Source organism: Paenibacillus sp. FSL R5-0475, assembly GCF_038004585.1.
Classification (GTDB): domain Bacteria; phylum Bacillota; class Bacilli; order Paenibacillales; family Paenibacillaceae; genus Paenibacillus_AQ.
The window spans coordinates 1,110,476-1,128,226 of the sequence record NZ_JBBORK010000001.1; the positions used below are offsets into that span (position 1 = coordinate 1,110,476).

The window sequence follows — 17,751 nt, forward strand, 5'->3', positions numbered from 1 at the left end:
CGATAACCCCAACAATGGCAGGCTTTGATAAGAAAACTGCGAATCAAGCAGACGTAGCAGTAACTATGACGTTGAACGGAAATACGCTCAGCACGATCAAAAACGGAACAGCCACCCTCGTAGCAAGCACAGATTATACAGTGAGTGGTTCTACAGTAACGATCAAGAAAGAGTATCTAGCGACCCAAGCGTTGGGAAGCACTACGCTGACCTTTGAGTTTAGTGCAGGAACCACACAATCCTTGGTTGTCACGATTGCGGATACGACAGTAGCTCCTACTGCAGCATTGAAAGTACAGATGTATAATAGTTCATTGTCTGCTTCCGGAAATACGTTGAATCCAAAGTTTAAGCTGGTGAATACGAGCACAAGTGCTGTGACACTCTCTGATGTGAAAGTGAGATACTATTACACTATTGATGGTGAGAAGGCACAAAGCTTCTTCTGTGACTGGTCACAGGTGGGAAGCGCGAATGTAACAGGAACATTTGTAAAATTGCCAACAGCTAAAGCAAATGCGGATTATTATCTGGAGGTTGGTTTCTCAAGTGCAGCAGGTTCACTTGCGGCGGGTGCGAGTATCGACATTCAGGTGCGTGTGTCTAAAGAGGATTGGACGAATTACACTCAAACCGGAGATTTTTCTTTTAATGCGGTGGATACTAATTATGTGGACTGGAGCAAAACACCAGCATACGTGTCAGGAAATTTGATTTGGGGTAGTGAACCTAACTAAAGACATCACCAATATTTATGCAATAGAGGCTGTCCTAGAAGTAGAGAATTCTACTTTTGGGGCAGCTTCTATCTTTATAAAATAGACCAAACGACGATCGTGTGAGCTAGAGAGGAATTAGGGGATAACTCCCTGAAAATAGCCGATTTTATCCTTAAATGAACGAAAACAGGGAATTCCTCCCTAAAAATCAGGGGAATTTCTTTATTTTCCAGCAAATCAGCTAAATTATAGGGAGGTTTTCCGTAATTACTATTTGGATGAGTAGATATATCAGAATTATAGGGAGAAATTCCCTAATTATTCTATCGGCGCTTCAATTGATATGCCATTTGTTTAGTTGTTACAACGTTTGTCCACTATCTACCGTAATGATCTGTCCGGTCATTGCTTCCTGTTCGAGTGTTGCGCAGACGAATTGAGCGATATCCTCAGTGGATGATATACGCTGGAGCAGCAGATTAGGTGCTAATTTATGCATCTGTTCTTCTCGACCAGACCACCATCTGGTAGCAACAGCTCCCGGTGCGACACAGTTCACTCTAATAGTTGGAGCTAGCGCATGGGCTAGAGATTTCGTGAGGCCATGAACAGCAGCTTTGGAGACCGCATAAGGAAGGGAAGAGCCTAAGCCAGTTTGTCCGGCGATGCTGCCGAGATTGACGATGGTGCCTGAACCGCTCATGTTCATATATGGTGCAACTGCTCTGGCGCAGAAAAACATTCCTTTCACATTCACATCATAGAGTTCATCCCAGACTTCCTCTGTTGCTTTTTCCAGATCACCCAGCGCAATATGTTTAGTAATACTGGCGTTATTCACCAGCAGATCTACCGTCCCAAAATGCTGAATAATCGAATGGACCATACTTCGCACTTCCTGATCCTTAGAAACATCGGCTTTTACTGCTATCGCTTGCCCACCTTGATTCATAATCGTATTCACGGTTTCATTAGCTTCTGCCTCGGATCTAGAATAGTTCACTGCAACAAGGGCTCCGCGTCGGGCTAATTCCAGACTTACAGCTTTGCCAATTCCAGTACCTCCACCAGTTACTAAGGCTACTTTATTGTTAAGATCCATCCTTATTCACTCCTTTGGTTGGCGTATGTTGTTGATATAGAGTATTCTATAGTGATTATTGGATTTCGTATAATTGAATTAATTGAAGGTTTGGTTCAATTTATTTGAATTAAGTAGTGGAGGGCTCAGGAATGGATCTAAAAACAATAAAAACCTTTCAAACCATTGTGAGTTCAGGAAGCTTTAACCGTGCAGCAGAGGAATTGAATTATGCCCAATCCACGGTCACGATGCAAATGCAGAGGCTTGAATCCGACTTAGGCTGTCAACTGCTTGAGCGGGGAAAACAAATCAGCTTAAGTGAAGCTGGCAGATTGTTTTATGAAGAGAGCTTACATATTGTTAAGGATATGGAGCGGTTGCAGAGCCGTTTGGTCGATTTGAAGATAGGTGAGGCGGGCAACCTCCGCATAGGGGTAACGGATCCGACGGCGAGCTATCGTTTGCCGCAGCTGTTAAGCAGCTTTATGACGCAGTTTCCGAAAGTGAAAGTCTCCGTGGAGATCGCGGGAACCGTTGCACTCAGTGAACTGCTTTTGCGAGGCGAAATTGATATGGCTGTATGTTCAGCGCCAGAGCTGGGTAAGGAGCTTTATTTTGAACCCTTATTTACGGAGGAATTTGTGTTACTTATGCCAGAAGAGCATCCGCTAGCTTACAAGGAGAATATCACGCCAGAGGATTTACAGGATCATAGGTTACTTATTACGGCAGCAAACTGTCCTTATCGCAAAAAATTAGAAAGTGTGCTACAGGAATCAGGTGGTGCACCGTTCGATACTATGGAGATTGGAAGCATGTCGGCTCTAAAATATTTTGTGGAAAGTGGCTTAGGCGTCGCTCTTGTCCCTGAGATAGTCTTGAATCCGGCCCCTGCAGGAACGGTAGTGCGAAAACTGGAGGGAAAGGTTATCGATATGACCTGCGGTATCCTATGTAAACTTTCGGATTATCCCTTGAAGCTGGCGAGCTCCAGATTGTATCATTTTTTAAAGCAGGAGCTATCCGCGACAAGGATATTTTGAATTTTAAACGAATTGTATGTATTAGGAAAAAAAGAGAGGGCGGTGCTTGATGTTTTTAAGGAGAAAATTCAGTTTCTGGTTTTCGATTATTAGTATCATCATCTGTCTGGGTGATTATTTGGGGATTGAGATCGCAAACATCATTCTTGTACGACTTAATCCAATTATAGATACGCTGATTTTCATGAAGCCCTTTGCAAACTGGATGGTTGATGTTAATAATACTGAATGGGCTGCAAGCAGTATATTAATCAGCGTCAGATTTCCCACGTATGTAATTCATTTTGGGTCGTTCCTGATTCTAGGACTTCTTATAGATTATCTTATACATATATTTAAACAGAAGTAAAAAGCGAGCAGTATTAGCCGAGATGAGGAAAGGTGAGATGAGATGAGCGGAGTAGAGGGAAAGCTTGAGTTGGAGAGGATTGTTTTTATAGGAAGGACCTTTGAGGAATATTTACAGATGTTCAAATTGAAAGAAGCGGATCTTATAGGCAGGCGGATTTTGGATTGTCCTGCAGGTGCCTGCTCTTTTACAGCGATATCGAATCAGTTAGGGAGTGAAGTGACTGCTGCGGATATCGCTTATTATTACTCTGCGGATGAGCTTGAAGATAAAGGTGTTCAAGATATTGAGCATGCTATGTCTGAACTGGTTAAGGTACAGGGCAATTTTGTATGGGACTACTTTAAGTCTATAGAGGATTTGACACAAGCGAGGAGTAGGGCTTTAAACGATAACATCAGGGATCAGAGACAAACCCCGGCGCGATATGTTCCTGTGATTTTACCTAATCTGCCGTTCAATGATGAGGATTTTGATCTGACTTTGTCTGCGCATTTCCTATTTATGTATAGTGATCGGCTGGATTATGATTTTCATCTAAGGACTATTAATGAACTTATGCGGGTGACTAGCGGAGAGCTTCGTATTTTCCCTTTAGTTGATCTGTCTTGCAAAAGATATGAGCATTTAAATCGCCTTATAGATGAGATGGTTCAACAAGGTTTCGCTGTGGAGGAGATGGAGGTTCCTTATGAATTTCAAAAAGGGGCAAATCAGATGCTGAGCATTAGAAGAATGAAGCCATAAGATAGTAGATAGCTATAGTTTGTAAAATGAAACACGAGGGCGTCCCTAAGCCGTTTTCATCGCTTTGGAGACACCCTCGTTTTTTAATATAAGCCTATAAAAATTACGCCACTTTCTCTTTACGTTCTGCTACATAACAAGCAATCCCCAGTACCAGACCGAGTCCTACCAGAACGGCACCGACCCATGGCAGCGAAGTAATCGCAAGATGAGAAATGACCCATCCGCCGATGAAGGCACCTGTTGCGTTTCCGAGATTACCTGCGGAATGACTGGTTGTAGAAGCGAGGGCAGGAGCGGCCTGAGCTAGACTCATAATCCGTATTTGTAATCCTGGCATGACCGCAAAGGATACCAAACCCCAGAAGAATATTGTGATGACCGCAGCTACTGGACTATGCATTGTAAAGGAAAAGATCGTAAGAATGACACTAACCGCGAAATAAAGTCCCACGATAGAAGGCATCAGCTTCCAATCTGCAAGCTTCCCGCCAACGATATTCCCGATGGTTACACCACAGCCGAAGAGAACTAGTATCCATGTCACACTATGCTCGGCAAAGCCGGTAACTTCCATTAGCAGTGGCGCTATATAAGTGAACACTGTGAACAAGCTGGCGTTACCAAGCGCACCGATCAGTAAGAATAGAAGCAGTTTAGGATTAGCTAGCGCAGAAATTTGCTGGATTACACTAGCAGGTTTGTCTTGTTTAATCTTTGGAATGAAAATAAGAATGCCGATTAGTGCAGCGACTCCCATGACTGCTATCGCAGCAAATGAGGCGCGCCAGCCCATGTTTTGCCCAATAAATGTTCCTAGAGGAACACCGATGATATTAGCAATCGTTAGACCAGCCATCATAATAGATACGGCTCCGGCCCGCCTATTGGGCTTGACCAGATTAGAAGCGATCACTGCACCAACGCCAAAGAAAGTCCCGTGTGTTAAAGCTGTGATGATACGAGCAACCATAAGAACGGTATAGTTTGGAGCAAATACAGAGATTCCGTTGCCTAGAATAAATAATACCATGAGCAGGCATAACAGTTTCTTTTGCGGAATTCGTTGTGTAAGGATGGTTAGAATAGGAGCACCGACGGCTACTCCAAGGGCATACATCGTGATGAGCTGACCTGCAGTAGAAATACTAACCTGTAAATCTTTGGCGACATTTGGTAAAATACCCATGATGACAAATTCAGTCATTCCAATGGCAAAAGCGCCTACCGTAAGTGAAAGAATAGAGATGGGGAAAGGTTCTTTGCGTGTTTTTTCCACACGGGCTGGTTCCTTGTTGAGGTTTGGAATTGCGTTCATGGTGCCGATGTTCAACCTTTCTTCTGTCTGTAATGAAGCTCCACCCTTATTAAGATGATAGATCCGACAAGTAGTACTGCTTTATATTATTTAGTTTTCTGAAATTATTTTCAAGAGAAATATTTATTTCAGATATTTTCATTTTAAATAATCATAGAAGGGATGAATTATTCATGATGGATGAAGGTGTAGTCCAAGTGCTCGAATTACCGGAGATGAAGCTAATAGGCTTGAGTATTACTTCTTCCTTTGTAGGGCACGAGACGGAAAGAGTAGAGGCGATGAAGCGAGAATTTAATAGTAGAAAAGATGAAATTAGCAATATTATTCACCCTGAACGATACCTTAGTCCACATTTTACTTCGGAGAATTTATTTACCTATATGATCTGTATGGAAGTGGAGGAACTCACGAATGTTCCTGAAGGGATGCTTGGTTTTACGATCCCGGCTCATCGGTATGTCCAGGTGAAATCCAAAGGCGATCCTTATGAGATTCTTCATACTTATGTGAGAGAAAATGGTTTGCAGAGTAATGATCATGCACTGGCTATTGAAGTTTATCAGTTTGCTAATCCTACGTGGCCTGATGAGGTTGATGTGTACATTCCATTGCGATGAGAAATAATTATAAGCAAGCCGCTTTAATGGCGCTCCAGCACTTTGACCTCGATTGGACACAGATTCGTTTCAACCAACGATCGGACACCTGCACTTTTGTAATAGAGACTAATAAAGAGGGGACTTTTTTGCTGCGTCTTCACTCGGGGAGATCTAAAGAAGAAATTAACTCCGAAATCGCTTGGCTGGAGCTTTTGAAGAGCAAAATCGATGTCCCCCTGCCGAAAGGCGTTCATGATCGAACGGGTTCATTTACGTTCAAAGTGGAGCAAGGTAATGAGGATGGTATATATGCATCGTTAATGCGCTGGGTTGAAGGCGAACATGCGAACGAAAGACTTACCGAAGAACAAATTTACAAAGAAGGCGTTCTATTAGCCAAGCTACATAAAGCGGCACAGGAGCTTGAGTTACCTCCAGGCTTTAATCGTCCTGTGTGGGATGAACATAGCTTTAGAAAAGCAATGCTCCGATTAAAGCTGCACTACCATAGTTTTCTTTCGGATGATGAGTTCGTGCTGTATCAGTCTGCGGCTGAGAAATTATACGGCTGGTTAAGCAAGCAGCATAAAAATAAGAACAGAAGGACTTATGGGGTTATCCATGGTGATTTACATCAAGGGAACATCATATTTAAAGAGGGTGAACCTCGACCGATTGATTTCGGAAGATGTGGCTGGGGATATTATCTTTATGATGTGGCACATACCATTCTAGGGTTGTGTCCTTTACAAAGAGAACTGGTCATTAAGGGTTACGAAAGTGGGGCAAAGCTTGATGGGGAGTGGTTTCAGACTTTAGAGAATTTTACGGTCATGGTTATGATCGAAAATTATTGCCATCACGCACCCGACCCTAGAGAAACCGCGGGACTGAAAGCAGAACAGCCTTATGCGCAAGCGATTCTAAGGAATTATCTTAGGGGAGATCCCTTTCTTTTTAACACAATTGAGATTTAGCGTATAAAAATAGGGCCTCATTGGGGAATTTATAAAAAGTTCCCTAAGGAGGCTATTTTGATGAAAAAAAGCTGGATTGCTCCTCTTCTTATCGCAGTTATGTTCTTGCTGGGGCAACAACCTTGCTCCGCTAATGGGTTAGTTCAACCGCAAGCCGAGGCTCCGTCCAGATCTGATTCGGAACCGAAACTTCCAGATCAGGATTCCCGCGAGCTCATGTACAAAGACACACTAATGCTCTTTCTTTTACCCCATATTGAGAAAAAAATGGCTGAGATTTATGCGCCACTTCTGACGATAACTCCTACAGTGTATCCTTATTTAGTAGATGTTACAGATATAAAGCGAGTGAATGGATTTCGTCGGTTTGATTTCTTAATTACACTCAATATACACCCTACAGTGGGTCCACATCTTTCCGTTGGAGAGGATACTATGACTTTTAGAATCACTCCTGGTCCTAAGGTGAAGTTAGAATCATTCAAGCATTTGAGAGACCCACGAAAGTCTGACCTTACACCAAATTACCAGAATATCTTGAGATAGTGCGGTAATTAACTCTTACAATCACACTTTCGAACGCTTACCCAGCTAACCACACACTCCGATCTATGGGGTGTTTTTTTTTGTGTCTAGAATGGTGGTGGATTATTGGCATGTATGGTATTATGAAAATAGTGGATTTATTGATTTTAGTTACTAAATTCAAATTATGAGGTGTGAGGATTGAGTGATCATAAATTCGAAGACGAACACAGAGATGAAATTTTAAGTGAATTCAATTCTAAAATCACAAGCGATATCACAAGCAGCTCTAAGGATAAAGTTAAGGTAGGCGTAGCTACTAAAGACGGGCAGTTAGGGTTTCTTTTTACGAGGGGAGGTCTTCGGGAAGGGGCTGGCAGAAAAAGCACCGGTATAACTAAAAAGGTATCTTTGACGTTACCAGAAAACATCTGGCAGGAGATAGAGCAGGCCTGTGAGGAACAGAACGTATCTCGCTCCCAGGTATTTCGGAACATTATTGAGGCACATTTTGCAAAGGAATCTAAGGAGAGTTAGGTGAGGTCTTTGCTAATCCATGTGTCAAAAGATTCTCTTAGCACAGCACTACAAGCAGTCTTAAAAGCTATATCCGCGAATAGTTCCTCCCGTGTTCTTTCCGGAATACATATTCAGGCGCAAGCGGAGGGTCTGACTTTAACAGCCAGCAATATAAGAATGACCATTGAATATAAGCTTCCTGTGAAGATGGATTCGATGATTGTACACAAACCAGGTGAGATCGTAGTGCCCGCACGTTATTTTTATGAGATCATCCGCAAGCTTGACCCTGGATTAATTAGGCTGGAAATCGCAGAGACATTGATTCTAAATATCCAATCGGGCAATACTCAGTTTCGTTTATGCGGGATGGACACTGCAGAATTTCCGAGAATCCATTACGTGGATCATCCAAACACCCAAAAGATACGCATGAAGAACACACTTTTGAAGCAAATATTTAAACATGTGGTTTTTGCGGTCTCTTCGTTGGAAACAAGACCTGTGCTCACAGGTGTTTCACTTCAAATAGATAATCAAAATATTCGCGTAGTCGCCACTGATGGCATCCGCCTCGCTCAGCATGTTGTTGAAAACGTAGAAGATTACGGAGCAAGTCCTTTAAATGTTATTATACCGGGCAGCACCCTTGAGGATCTTTTAAAAATAATAAACGATGATGAGGGCAGCAGCATCCAAATCGAGATAGGTCAAAAACAAATCAGATTTATTTCTGATGGCTTGAGGGTTCAGTCCTCGCTACTTGAGGGTACTTATCCCTATGTCGATAATTTAATTCCACAAGTATATATATCCGAAGTGATCGTTAAGACAGAGCGTTTGTTGCGTGTGGTTGAACGTATTGCTATATTGGCTGGTGAAAGTGTAACGCTCGGTGTATATCCCTCCGGTATACTTCATTTAATATCCAGGACCGCCGACGTAGGTGAGGCAAAAGAGGAGATTCCATTGGAGTATCTAGAAGGTGAATATTTTCGAGTAGCTTTTAACGGAAAATATTTCAGAGACATCCTTCGGGCGATCGATAGTGAGACGCTTAGAATAAGGTTTGCTGGAAAAGAAAGACCACTGGTGATACAGCCTGTAGACATGACTTCGTCCACACTTTTTTTAATTACACCAATGAGGACGCAGGATGGAGGATAGGCATATGAGCTTGCTAAGAAGAGTTCTCTTTGCTGAAAAAATATTATATTAATTACTTGGAGGAATGATCTATGAATCTGTTTCAGATGGGATCAAAACCGCTTGGGACCGAACGAATCACAGCATTTTTAGAGGATAATTATGTGAGTATCGGATATCCCGGAATAGGGGATTTGGAGAACATCAGTAAAGTGGACCTCCGTGATCGGATGATTCATACATACCAATACAGTGAGTTGGAGCTTACAGAACATATACAAGCCATTCAACTCTTTGTACATACGATGCAGGATGGCGATTATGTGTTGGTGTGTGATGGCGATTGGGTACATCTAGGAGATCTTGGCGATTATTTTTACAATGAATTATTTGACGCGCCAGACATCGGTACATGCCATCGACGTGGTGTAACTTGGCTGAAAAGTCTTCCTATAACCGATCTAAACGCAGGGATAAAAGAGTTTCTTAGCGATAGTGGAGTGGTCAAACAGTATAAGGGGCCGATGCCTAGTGCTCGTGTGGATCTGTGGATTACAGGTTCTTCTGATTCAGAGCAAGCGGTGAGTAATCGAATGCATGTGGATGAAGAGACATTATCAATGGCGCTCGATATTTTGAAGGAAGCTCTTGTTAGTGAGAACGCCGAACGACGGGAACGAGCAGCGATTGCAATTCTTCAGTATGCTAAGTAGTGAAGAAAGATTTATGCTCCACATCCTTAGTAAAAAAGCGTTCCATCCGAACTTCAAATATCGGATGAAACGCTTTTGTTATATCTATCGATATCTTCCAATGACCCTCAGATAAATTCAACGAATTCATTGACCGGTTTACGATAGCCACGTGGTCTGATTTTATGTTTCTTGTCTTTGCCGATAGTGATCAGCATAACAGGTACCATATGATCGGGTAGATTTAAAGTGGATTGAATCGCTTCCGGATCAAAGCCGATCATCGGGCAGGTATCCCAGCCTTTATCTTTGGCAATCAGCATGAAGTGCATGGCAGACAGAGAAGCATTCCGAATAGCCTCATCTCTTTGGAAAGCATCATTTCCTTTGTATGCATTGTTAATCGTTTCTATCTCTGCATCATAATCCTCTTGACTCATAGCCCCTAAAGCTTTAAGTCCTCCGAAGATTTCTGGGGCTTTCAGATAAGCATTCTTATCCCCGAGTACCACTATTACCGCTGAGGCGGAGTGGATTTTATATTGACCGTAAGCCGCTTTACGAATCTCTTCTTTTAAATTCTCATTAGCAACCACTTTATAATTGGCATGTTGAAGATTATATGCAGATGGAGCCAATCTGGCGTAAGAGAACATTTCCTCTAGTTCATTCTGTGGGATCTTCACCCCTTCAACAAAATTCATAGCAGACCTGCGGGATTCAATCAAATCTGTAAAAGCGCTCATGAGTTATTCCTCCATATGTTATGTATTTGCTTGTTAATTATAAATAAGTGATATTTATAAATGAACTAACTATTAGTTACTAACTCAAAATAGCACAGTTAATTATATTCGTCAATGATTAAATTCACTTCATTTACATTCAGCTCTCTAAGTAGCTTGGAGTGTCGAAGAATAAATAGTGTGTTGTAAAATATTGGGATGTAAATTAGGATATTAGGATACGAAAAATTTAATTTCTTTTATTGATGAAAGGGTGGGAATGTTGAACGATACTAGAGAGCAGTTGATAATTGACCTGCAAAGAATTGAAGAGAACGATTACGAGCTTAGAAGTGGGGAGCAATTAAGGGATTGTGTGAAATTGATGCTTGAGTACATAGGAGATCCACAGCCGAAGCTACGAGATGATTTGATCTATTCCACCTTCTACAAATGGATTAACGAGAAACAATGGTTTAGTGATGCGGAGCTTCGTGAACTACTTTTGATTCTCCTTGACGAGCAGCATTTGTTCTATCACATTGGCAGCAAAGAAGATCAGGCTGTGTTCACAAGAACGTTTTCGGTACTGATCGTTGCGCTGATTCTTCAGCGGCATAGGGAACAGGCTTTTTTAGATAGCGCAGAGTTTACAAATGTGAAGGAAGCGCTGATTAGATATTATGAGGAAGAACAGGATTTACGAGGATTTATGCCAGAAGAAGGCTGGGCACATGCTGCAGCCCATGGCGCAGATGCCTTGGATGGACTGGTACTCTGCTCGGAGAGTGATGCTGCAATAAGGGAAGAGGTTTTGGCAGTCATCCAAAGGATGCTTTACAACGATCAGTACATATTTAGCGATGAAGAAGATGAACGGATCGCTACGATTGTAGCTACAATGATAGATCATCATTTACTTCCACAACAATCTATTGTCGACTGGATTCGCAACTTGGAGCAATGTGGGGGGTGGCCGAGAAGCCGCGGCCAGTACGTTGCTCGTGTGAACACCAAAAATTTCGTTCGTTCTCTGTATTTTAGATTGCTACCATTAAAGAACAATCCGGCAATGGTCGAGGTTTTATTGAAAGCGGAGATGAATTTGAATGAATTTACACAATAAGCATTTAATCATCTATGCATATAAATAATATCGAAAATTATGACTAATTTATTTTAATGTAATAAAAATCACAAAACTTTAGAAAAAATCAAAAACTTTGTGACATTTATAACTTGATAAGTGCTATAATAGAAATATGGCGTTATAAGTTTTTATTTTTTATTACTATTAAGCAGCAAAGCTTATTTGCAGAGGAGATTCGGATATGTCAGAAACAATCACTCAAACACAACCTGAGCAAGAATCACCAAAATTAGCTGTCACTCAAGAACAAATGAATGTTCTAGAGCAGCTATTGAAGCCTGAAGTTCAGGAGTCGTTAACTGTCTTAGTGGAACAGTTGCCAAAATTAACAGAGCTTGTTGGCGTGCTCACAAAGTCATATGACTTTGTTCAAACTGTTGCTGCGGATGAAGTCTTGAAAAGTGATACGGTAAGTGCAATTAAAGAACTTGCTGAACCAGTGGTGCATTCGGCGAAGAATATGGCAGCTACAGTGATCGAAGCGCAAGATCGTGCGAATGAAAATAGCGATGTGATCGGTGTATTTGGTCTTATGAAGATGATGAAAGATCCACAAGCACAGAAGCTTTTCCGTTTCGTAAATGCTTATCTTCAAGTTGCCGGCGAACGCAGTCAACAGAAATAATATTTTTTATATCTCATTCGTAAGGACGGAGGAAACATCATGTCTAAACATATTGTCATTCTAGGAGCAGGTTATGGTGGTCTACTAAGCGCCTTAACTGTACGCAAGTACCTGAAGAAGGACGAAGCTAAAATTACAGTCGTTAATCAATATCCTACACATCAAATTATTACAGAATTGCATCGTCTTGCAGCGGGTAGTGTTGCAGAAGGTGCTGTTGCTATGCCATTAGCTAAGCTTTTTGCAGGTAAAGATATCGACCTGAAAATTGCAAAGGTGAATTCTTTTTCTGTTGAAAACAAACAAATTACACTATCTGATGGTGTGACATTGTCCTACGATGCTTTAGTTGTGGGTCTTGGAAGCACTACGGCTTATTTTGGCATTCCAGGTCTTGAGCAATACAGTATGGTTTTGAAATCGGCAGCAGATGCTAACAGAATTCATCGTCATATTGATGAGCGTATCCGTGAATATGCGAAGTCTAAAAATCCAGCGGATGCAAGCATCCTAATCGGTGGCGGTGGCTTAACAGGTGTTGAACTTGTTGGTGAAATCGCTGATGTGTTGCCAACACTCACTAAGAAATATGGCGTGGATCCTAAAGAAATTAAACTGATGCTGGTTGAAGCAGGCCCTAAGATTTTACCAGTATTGCCAGATGCATTGATCGAACGCGCAGTGGCAAGCTTAGAAAAACGTGGTGTTCAATTCTTGACAGGACTACCTGTTACGAATGTAGCGGATAATGTCATTGACTTGAAAGATGGTCAAAAAATTATTGCTAACACCTTCGTATGGACTGGCGGCGTACAAGGAAATCCACTGATTGGTGAGTCCGGTCTTGAAGTGAACCGTGGTCGTGCAACGGTAAATGAATTCTTGCAATCCACATCACACAAAGACGTATTCGTTGCTGGTGACAGCGCCGTTGTCTTTGCCGAAGATGGTCGTCCATATCCGCCAACTGCACAAATCGCTTGGCAAATGGGCGAATTGATCGGGTACAATCTTTATGCATACTTGAAGGATAAATCATTTGAATCCTTTAGTCCGATCAACTCAGGTACGCTTGCGAGCTTAGGTCGTAAAGACGGTGTAGCCATCGTTGGTGCTAGCTCAACTCCGCTAAAAGGATTACCTGCAACCTTGATGAAGGAAGCAAGTAATATTCGTTACTTGTCCCACATTAAAGGATTGTTTAGCTTAGCTTATTAATTGTATTATTGGAAAACCTGCTCTAATTTGAGCAGGTTTTTTTGTTGATCTCTAGTGGTTTCTACCATGAATTGTTAATGATTGTCCTAGTACGTAGTATTCATTTTTGATATACTATATTGGCTAATATTAACAGGGGAAAATAGGGGAGGATTACGTGATGTTATTCCGACAAAACGATGTCATTCTGTTTCAAGGCGACAGTATAACGGATTGGGGTCGTAATTATGATGATGCTTCATCGCTTGGTGTAGGTTATGCATTGATGGTCGCCGCTCGTCTGGGGCATTTATATCCTGAGAAGAATCTTACGTTCTATAATCGTGGAATTAGCGGCAACCGTGCAGTAGATTTGCAGGAACGCTGGGAGAAGGATTGCCTGAATCTGAAGCCGACTTGGGTGTCCATATATATTGGGATAAATGACACTTGGCGCCGCTTTGATTCTGGTCAGGAAACAACGCCTGAACAATTTGAAGCTGCATATCGTGATCTGATCGAACGCACGCAGCATTCGCTGGCTGCTAATTTAGTCTTAATCGAGCCATTTGTGTTGCCTGTCCCAGAAGATCGTAGAACTTGGCGCCAGGATTTGGACCCTAAAATTCACATTGTTCGTGAATTGGCACGTGAATATGGTGCATTACTTGTTCCGTTGGATGGCCTGTTTGCTGCGGCATCCGTGAAAGCAGAGCCTGCTTATTGGGCTCCGGATGGAGTACATCCATCACCTGCGGGCCATGCACTTATTGCAGAGGCTTGGCTTAAGACGGTTAGCGCAATTCAAGCTTAATCGTCTGATCATATCACTACATATTTACTTGATTTTATAAGACTAGAACCACTCATTAAAGGAGCAGGTTATAGTCTTTTTTTAAAAATATAAGAATTTATATGCTCCATGCTATAAATTATCCTTATATTTCTCGCTTAAACACTTGCCGTCCTTATAGGGAAGCCGAAGGCGTTTATGCTTGTAATGGTTCGGAAAGTCGATTTCTTTATATTTATGGACGCTGTTATAATTAGGTTATGTTTCTTTTCTTGGAGGTGGTTCGCATTAGGAAATTACTATGGGTTGTACCCTTGTTCTTGGTTGCTCTTTTAAGCGGGTGTAAGAATGATGTGGGCTTCATCAATGCAAGGTGGATCGCCGGAGTGTCTTTAACTCCTGTAACAACTAGTGATCAGAACCAAGTTGATCGACCCGAACATTTTGAGACCCTAATACTGAAGGACTCCGCTCTGATTAAGGCGCTTTCGGAGGCTATGAACAAGAGTGAAAAATTATCAGGTGAGCTAGATTGGGCTCCTGATTTCGATATGGAGCTTGTGTATGGTGATGGCTACTCGGAGGATTATTACATAGCAATAGGTAATGAACTTGGCTATAAAGGTTTATTTACTACAGCTGAGAATGGTGGTCAGGGCTACTCTATTCCGGTGAAAAACGCAGATCAAATAAGACAACTCATCTATGGAACAGCAGATCAGGCGAACATAGAACAGACGGAGTCGCTGGAGTCTTCTGTTAAGGTTACAGGTCCAGTAACGATATCACATAATGATCTCTATCCCTTAACTAATAGAACTGGATTCTTGAATCTGCAGCTTTTAGATGGAACCTACAGTGAGGATTGGACAATACCAGGTCCGTTGATGGGAAGGAATTGGAGTGGCAGATTTGGGCTTGTTCTTATCGATAATCAAGGGAGAACTTTGAATAGCTTTCCACTCAGTGAACATTTTGAGGATCCCATAATATTTAATGATTTTTTTCAAATTCAGTTTGAGGACTATAATGGCGACGGCGATCCGGATTTTACGATTGGTCAGTACGGATCCAGTAATGGTTACTTCTACAAGCTATTTACGCTTAGAAAAAATAACGTTATAGAGGAATTAGGGATCAAACCCGACTCTGATTTATTTATCAGCAGTCCTAAGGGGTATTCGATAAAGCTTGATAAAGTGGATGATCATAGCTTCAAGAGAAGTTATTACGATAGTGTAGCCGGTAAACAGATGGAAGATATTTTTCAGTGGAATGGAAGTGCATTTCAGAAGTTAGACAAGTGATTCATACCAGAAGTGAGAGGAATGTGTGATAGATGACGAGTGATACCATACAAGATTTAGAAGGGCTAAAAGCCATAGGGAAAGTAGTAGGACATACCATCGCCGAGATGAAAAAGAAAGTAACTCCAGGTATGACAACAGCGGAGCTTGATAAGATTGGAGCTGAAATTCTAGCGGAATTCGGAGCATCTTCAGCCCCAATGATAACGTATAATTTTCCAGGCAGCACCTGCATCAGTGTGAATGAAGAGGTTGCTCATGGGATTCCTGGTCCTAGAGTGATTAATGCTGGTGATTTGATCAATATTGATGTATCTGCTGAACTGAATGGTTATTATGGGGACGCCGGAGTTTCGTTTCAACTACCACCTTATAATGATGACATTCTTCGACTATGCCAGAGTGCAGAGGAAACTATGATGAGCGTGATCAATCATCTGAGAGCAGGGATGAAGGTCAATGAGATTGGCAGAATGATGGAACTCGAAGCTCGGAAACGCGGCTATAGAGTGGTACGTAATCTGTGCAGCCACGGGATTGGCAAATCACTCCATGAGAAGCCTTTTGAAATCTTACCTTTCTACAATCCAAGAGTGACTACAGTGTTAAAAGAGGGACAGGTGATTACGGTTGAACCTTTCCTTTCTACTGGAGCAGATTACGTGGAGCAGCAGTCGGATGGATGGACACTGAGTGTCGTAGACAATGGTCGGGTAGCACAGTTTGAACATACGATTATTGTGACTAAAGGTGAGCCTATTATCCTAACCAAGCCATAAAGAGGAGAGTGCGAAATTGAAAATCGCCTTTATACTTTTTGACGGGATTACGTTCTTAGATTTTGCGGGGTTCTATGATGTTATTTATCGATTGGGGCAATTTGAAATCGGCAAAAATTTGTCTTGGGATATATGTGCAGCGTCGGAGGAAGTGACGGATGAGTTAGGTTTCACAGTTAAAGCTGGAAAAGTGCTGCCAGAGCTTTCGGAGTATGACATGGTATTTGTACCTGGAGGGATGGGGACACGGAAACTTCGTTATGATGAAGGTTTTGTCTCGTGGCTTGCTGGTGCTCACAATGTTCCTTATAAGGTATCTGTCTGCACAGGCTCACTGCTGCTTGGGGCTGCGGGGCTGCTAGGAGGGAAGAAAGCTACTACCCATCCATCTGCCTATGAATTACTAAAACCTTACTGTGAAGAAGTTGTGGAGACCCGTATTGTGCATGATGGTAATGTGATTACAGGTGGTGGAGTGTCCACTTCCATTGATCTGGGGTTATATCTGATTTCACGCTTGGCTGGAGAAGCAGCGATGGATTCGGTAAAAAAGCAGATTGATTATCCATACGAGATGCAGGGGATTGTTCAAATCTAAAGGTAAATACCGGAGGGACCAGAGATGGCTGGACAAAAAATGATTGATATGCTGTTTCAGCAATGGGTAAGCGATAAGGAGCAGTGGGGACAGCTTAGAGATTTGCTGATGAAGGAGAGCAATCTTCCCGGACCACGAGTGAATTTGGAGCTATCAGGCAATTTTGCCAAACATTTTGCCCATCCTAAACTAACAGAGACAGACTGGGAGTTTCTTAATTCCTGGGCTAATCTTACAGAGGCAGAAGCTGGGGTGAATGATCCCCGTGAGTTTCTGCCGTTTTGTGCGGTTAGAGCGCTGGGCGCTTATTACAGCTACGCTGAAGAAGAGCAGCGAATTATGATTCAGAGCATCATTAAGACAGCCATGAACGACTCCAGATGGAGGATGCGTGAAGCGTCTGCTATGGCGCTGCAAAGTATAGGGGAGGATGGTTTTGCCCTTATCAGGCAGTTGATCGACATGTGGGAGGAGGGTGCGAACGGGCTTGAACAAAGAGCCTTTGTAGCAGCGTTAGCGCATCCTCCTCTTTTAAAAAAGAAAGAGAATACGCTTTATTGTCTTCAGTTGGCTACTCGAATCATGGAAAATATGGGTAGTGGGGAAGTGCAATATGAGGACGCTGAGCATTTTCGTGTATTATCTAAGGGGCTTGAATACAGCTTAAGTGTATTTGTGGCGAGTGAACCTGAAGCGGGCTTTGCCATGCTGGAGAAATTCGCTAAGAGCCGAGATACCCGAATGATTAAGATTGTGAAGAGTAATCTTGGTAAGTCACGTTTGAGTAAAAAGTATGCTCTACAGGTTGCTGAGGTCCTTAAAAGTTTGACAATACAGGAGAGGACATGAGGATCAG

General features: G+C 42.2%; 21 protein-coding genes. 18 read left to right on the forward strand and 3 right to left on the reverse strand.

Annotation, left to right across the window (positions count from 1 at the left end):
- Positions 1-14: 14 nt before the first annotated feature.
- Positions 15-737, forward strand: a complete 723-nt coding sequence (locus tag MKX41_RS04660; protein WP_340974817.1) for a X2-like carbohydrate binding domain-containing protein — start codon at positions 15-17, stop codon at positions 735-737.
- A gap of 343 nt (positions 738-1,080) precedes the next feature.
- On the opposite strand, the gene MKX41_RS04665 is transcribed toward MKX41_RS04660, so the two are convergent.
- Positions 1,081-1,821 carry an SDR family NAD(P)-dependent oxidoreductase gene (locus tag MKX41_RS04665; RefSeq protein WP_340968899.1) on the reverse strand — a complete coding sequence of 247 codons (741 nt, stop codon included), beginning with the start codon at positions 1,819-1,821 and terminating at the stop codon, positions 1,081-1,083.
- Between the two features lie 131 nt (positions 1,822-1,952).
- Here MKX41_RS04665 and MKX41_RS04670 point away from each other — a divergent pair, with 131 nt between their 5' ends.
- Genes MKX41_RS04670 through MKX41_RS04680 form a run of 3 tightly spaced genes read left to right on the forward strand, consistent with a single transcriptional unit; the run spans position 1,953 to position 3,942 of the window.
- Entirely contained in the window at positions 1,953-2,846 is an 894-nt protein-coding gene (locus MKX41_RS04670) for a LysR family transcriptional regulator (protein ID WP_042187199.1), read from the forward strand.
- A 49-nt stretch (positions 2,847-2,895) separates the two neighbouring features.
- Entirely contained in the window at positions 2,896-3,195 is a 300-nt protein-coding gene (locus tag MKX41_RS04675; RefSeq protein ID WP_042187201.1) for a hypothetical protein, read from the forward strand.
- A gap of 42 nt (positions 3,196-3,237) precedes the next feature.
- Positions 3,238-3,942 (forward strand): SAM-dependent methyltransferase, encoded by a 705-nt coding sequence (locus tag MKX41_RS04680; protein WP_340968901.1) that lies wholly within the window; start codon positions 3,238-3,240, stop codon positions 3,940-3,942.
- 103 nt (positions 3,943-4,045) lie between these two features.
- Here the strand turns inward: MKX41_RS04680 and MKX41_RS04685 are convergent, their stop codons facing one another.
- Positions 4,046-5,260 carry an MFS transporter gene (locus MKX41_RS04685; protein ID WP_042193708.1) on the reverse strand — a complete coding sequence of 405 codons (1,215 nt, stop codon included), beginning with the start codon at positions 5,258-5,260 and terminating at the stop codon, positions 4,046-4,048.
- A gap of 173 nt (positions 5,261-5,433) precedes the next feature.
- On the opposite strand from MKX41_RS04685, the gene MKX41_RS04690 reads away from it, so the two are divergent.
- From MKX41_RS04690 to MKX41_RS04715, 6 genes are all read left to right on the forward strand, one after another.
- The gene (locus MKX41_RS04690; RefSeq protein WP_340968903.1) at positions 5,434-5,880 is read left to right on the forward strand and encodes a GyrI-like domain-containing protein; all 447 of its coding nucleotides are present in this window, start codon (positions 5,434-5,436) and stop codon (positions 5,878-5,880) included.
- Positions 5,877-6,839: a phosphotransferase enzyme family protein gene (locus MKX41_RS04695; RefSeq protein WP_340968906.1), complete on the forward strand. Its 963-nt coding sequence runs from the start codon at positions 5,877-5,879 to the stop codon at positions 6,837-6,839. Before MKX41_RS04690 ends, MKX41_RS04695 begins: the two co-directional genes overlap by 4 nt.
- A gap of 60 nt (positions 6,840-6,899) precedes the next feature.
- Complete coding sequence (locus MKX41_RS04700; RefSeq protein ID WP_339247274.1) at positions 6,900-7,385, forward strand: DUF3888 domain-containing protein; 486 nt, start codon at positions 6,900-6,902, stop codon at positions 7,383-7,385.
- A gap of 180 nt (positions 7,386-7,565) precedes the next feature.
- A complete protein-coding gene (locus tag MKX41_RS04705) occupies positions 7,566-7,901 on the forward strand; it encodes a hypothetical protein (RefSeq protein WP_231573432.1) in 336 nt (111 codons plus the stop codon).
- On the forward strand, positions 7,902-9,050 hold the full coding sequence (gene dnaN, locus MKX41_RS04710; RefSeq protein WP_340968908.1) for a DNA polymerase III subunit beta: 1,149 nt from the start codon (positions 7,902-7,904) through the stop codon (positions 9,048-9,050).
- 71 nt (positions 9,051-9,121) lie between these two features.
- On the forward strand, positions 9,122-9,742 hold the full coding sequence (locus MKX41_RS04715; protein ID WP_340968910.1) for a hypothetical protein: 621 nt from the start codon (positions 9,122-9,124) through the stop codon (positions 9,740-9,742).
- A gap of 107 nt (positions 9,743-9,849) precedes the next feature.
- On the opposite strand, the gene MKX41_RS04720 is transcribed toward MKX41_RS04715, so the two are convergent.
- On the reverse strand, positions 9,850-10,467 hold the full coding sequence (locus MKX41_RS04720; RefSeq protein WP_339247283.1) for a nitroreductase family protein: 618 nt from the start codon (positions 10,465-10,467) through the stop codon (positions 9,850-9,852).
- A 262-nt stretch (positions 10,468-10,729) separates the two neighbouring features.
- Here MKX41_RS04720 and MKX41_RS04725 point away from each other — a divergent pair, with 262 nt between their 5' ends.
- From MKX41_RS04725 to MKX41_RS04760, 8 genes are all read left to right on the forward strand, one after another.
- Positions 10,730-11,572: a DUF2785 domain-containing protein gene (locus tag MKX41_RS04725; RefSeq protein ID WP_445671340.1), complete on the forward strand. Its 843-nt coding sequence runs from the start codon at positions 10,730-10,732 to the stop codon at positions 11,570-11,572.
- 205 nt (positions 11,573-11,777) lie between these two features.
- On the forward strand, positions 11,778-12,221 hold the full coding sequence (locus MKX41_RS04730) for a DUF1641 domain-containing protein (protein ID WP_042187214.1): 444 nt from the start codon (positions 11,778-11,780) through the stop codon (positions 12,219-12,221).
- A gap of 39 nt (positions 12,222-12,260) precedes the next feature.
- Positions 12,261-13,439 (forward strand): NAD(P)/FAD-dependent oxidoreductase, encoded by a 1,179-nt coding sequence (locus tag MKX41_RS04735; RefSeq protein WP_042187216.1) that lies wholly within the window; start codon positions 12,261-12,263, stop codon positions 13,437-13,439.
- A gap of 160 nt (positions 13,440-13,599) precedes the next feature.
- On the forward strand, positions 13,600-14,232 hold the full coding sequence (locus MKX41_RS04740; protein WP_076282991.1) for an SGNH/GDSL hydrolase family protein: 633 nt from the start codon (positions 13,600-13,602) through the stop codon (positions 14,230-14,232).
- A 365-nt stretch (positions 14,233-14,597) separates the two neighbouring features.
- On the forward strand, positions 14,598-15,518 hold the full coding sequence (locus tag MKX41_RS04745) for a hypothetical protein (RefSeq protein ID WP_340968914.1): 921 nt from the start codon (positions 14,598-14,600) through the stop codon (positions 15,516-15,518).
- A 32-nt stretch (positions 15,519-15,550) separates the two neighbouring features.
- Entirely contained in the window at positions 15,551-16,297 is a 747-nt protein-coding gene (gene map / locus MKX41_RS04750) for a type I methionyl aminopeptidase (RefSeq protein ID WP_076299489.1), read from the forward strand.
- A gap of 16 nt (positions 16,298-16,313) precedes the next feature.
- Positions 16,314-16,895, forward strand: coding sequence for a DJ-1/PfpI family protein (locus tag MKX41_RS04755; RefSeq protein ID WP_340968917.1), 582 nt, complete (start codon positions 16,314-16,316; stop codon positions 16,893-16,895).
- A 24-nt stretch (positions 16,896-16,919) separates the two neighbouring features.
- Entirely contained in the window at positions 16,920-17,744 is an 825-nt protein-coding gene (locus MKX41_RS04760) for a hypothetical protein (RefSeq protein WP_340968919.1), read from the forward strand.
- The last annotated feature ends 7 nt before the right edge of the window (positions 17,745-17,751 follow it).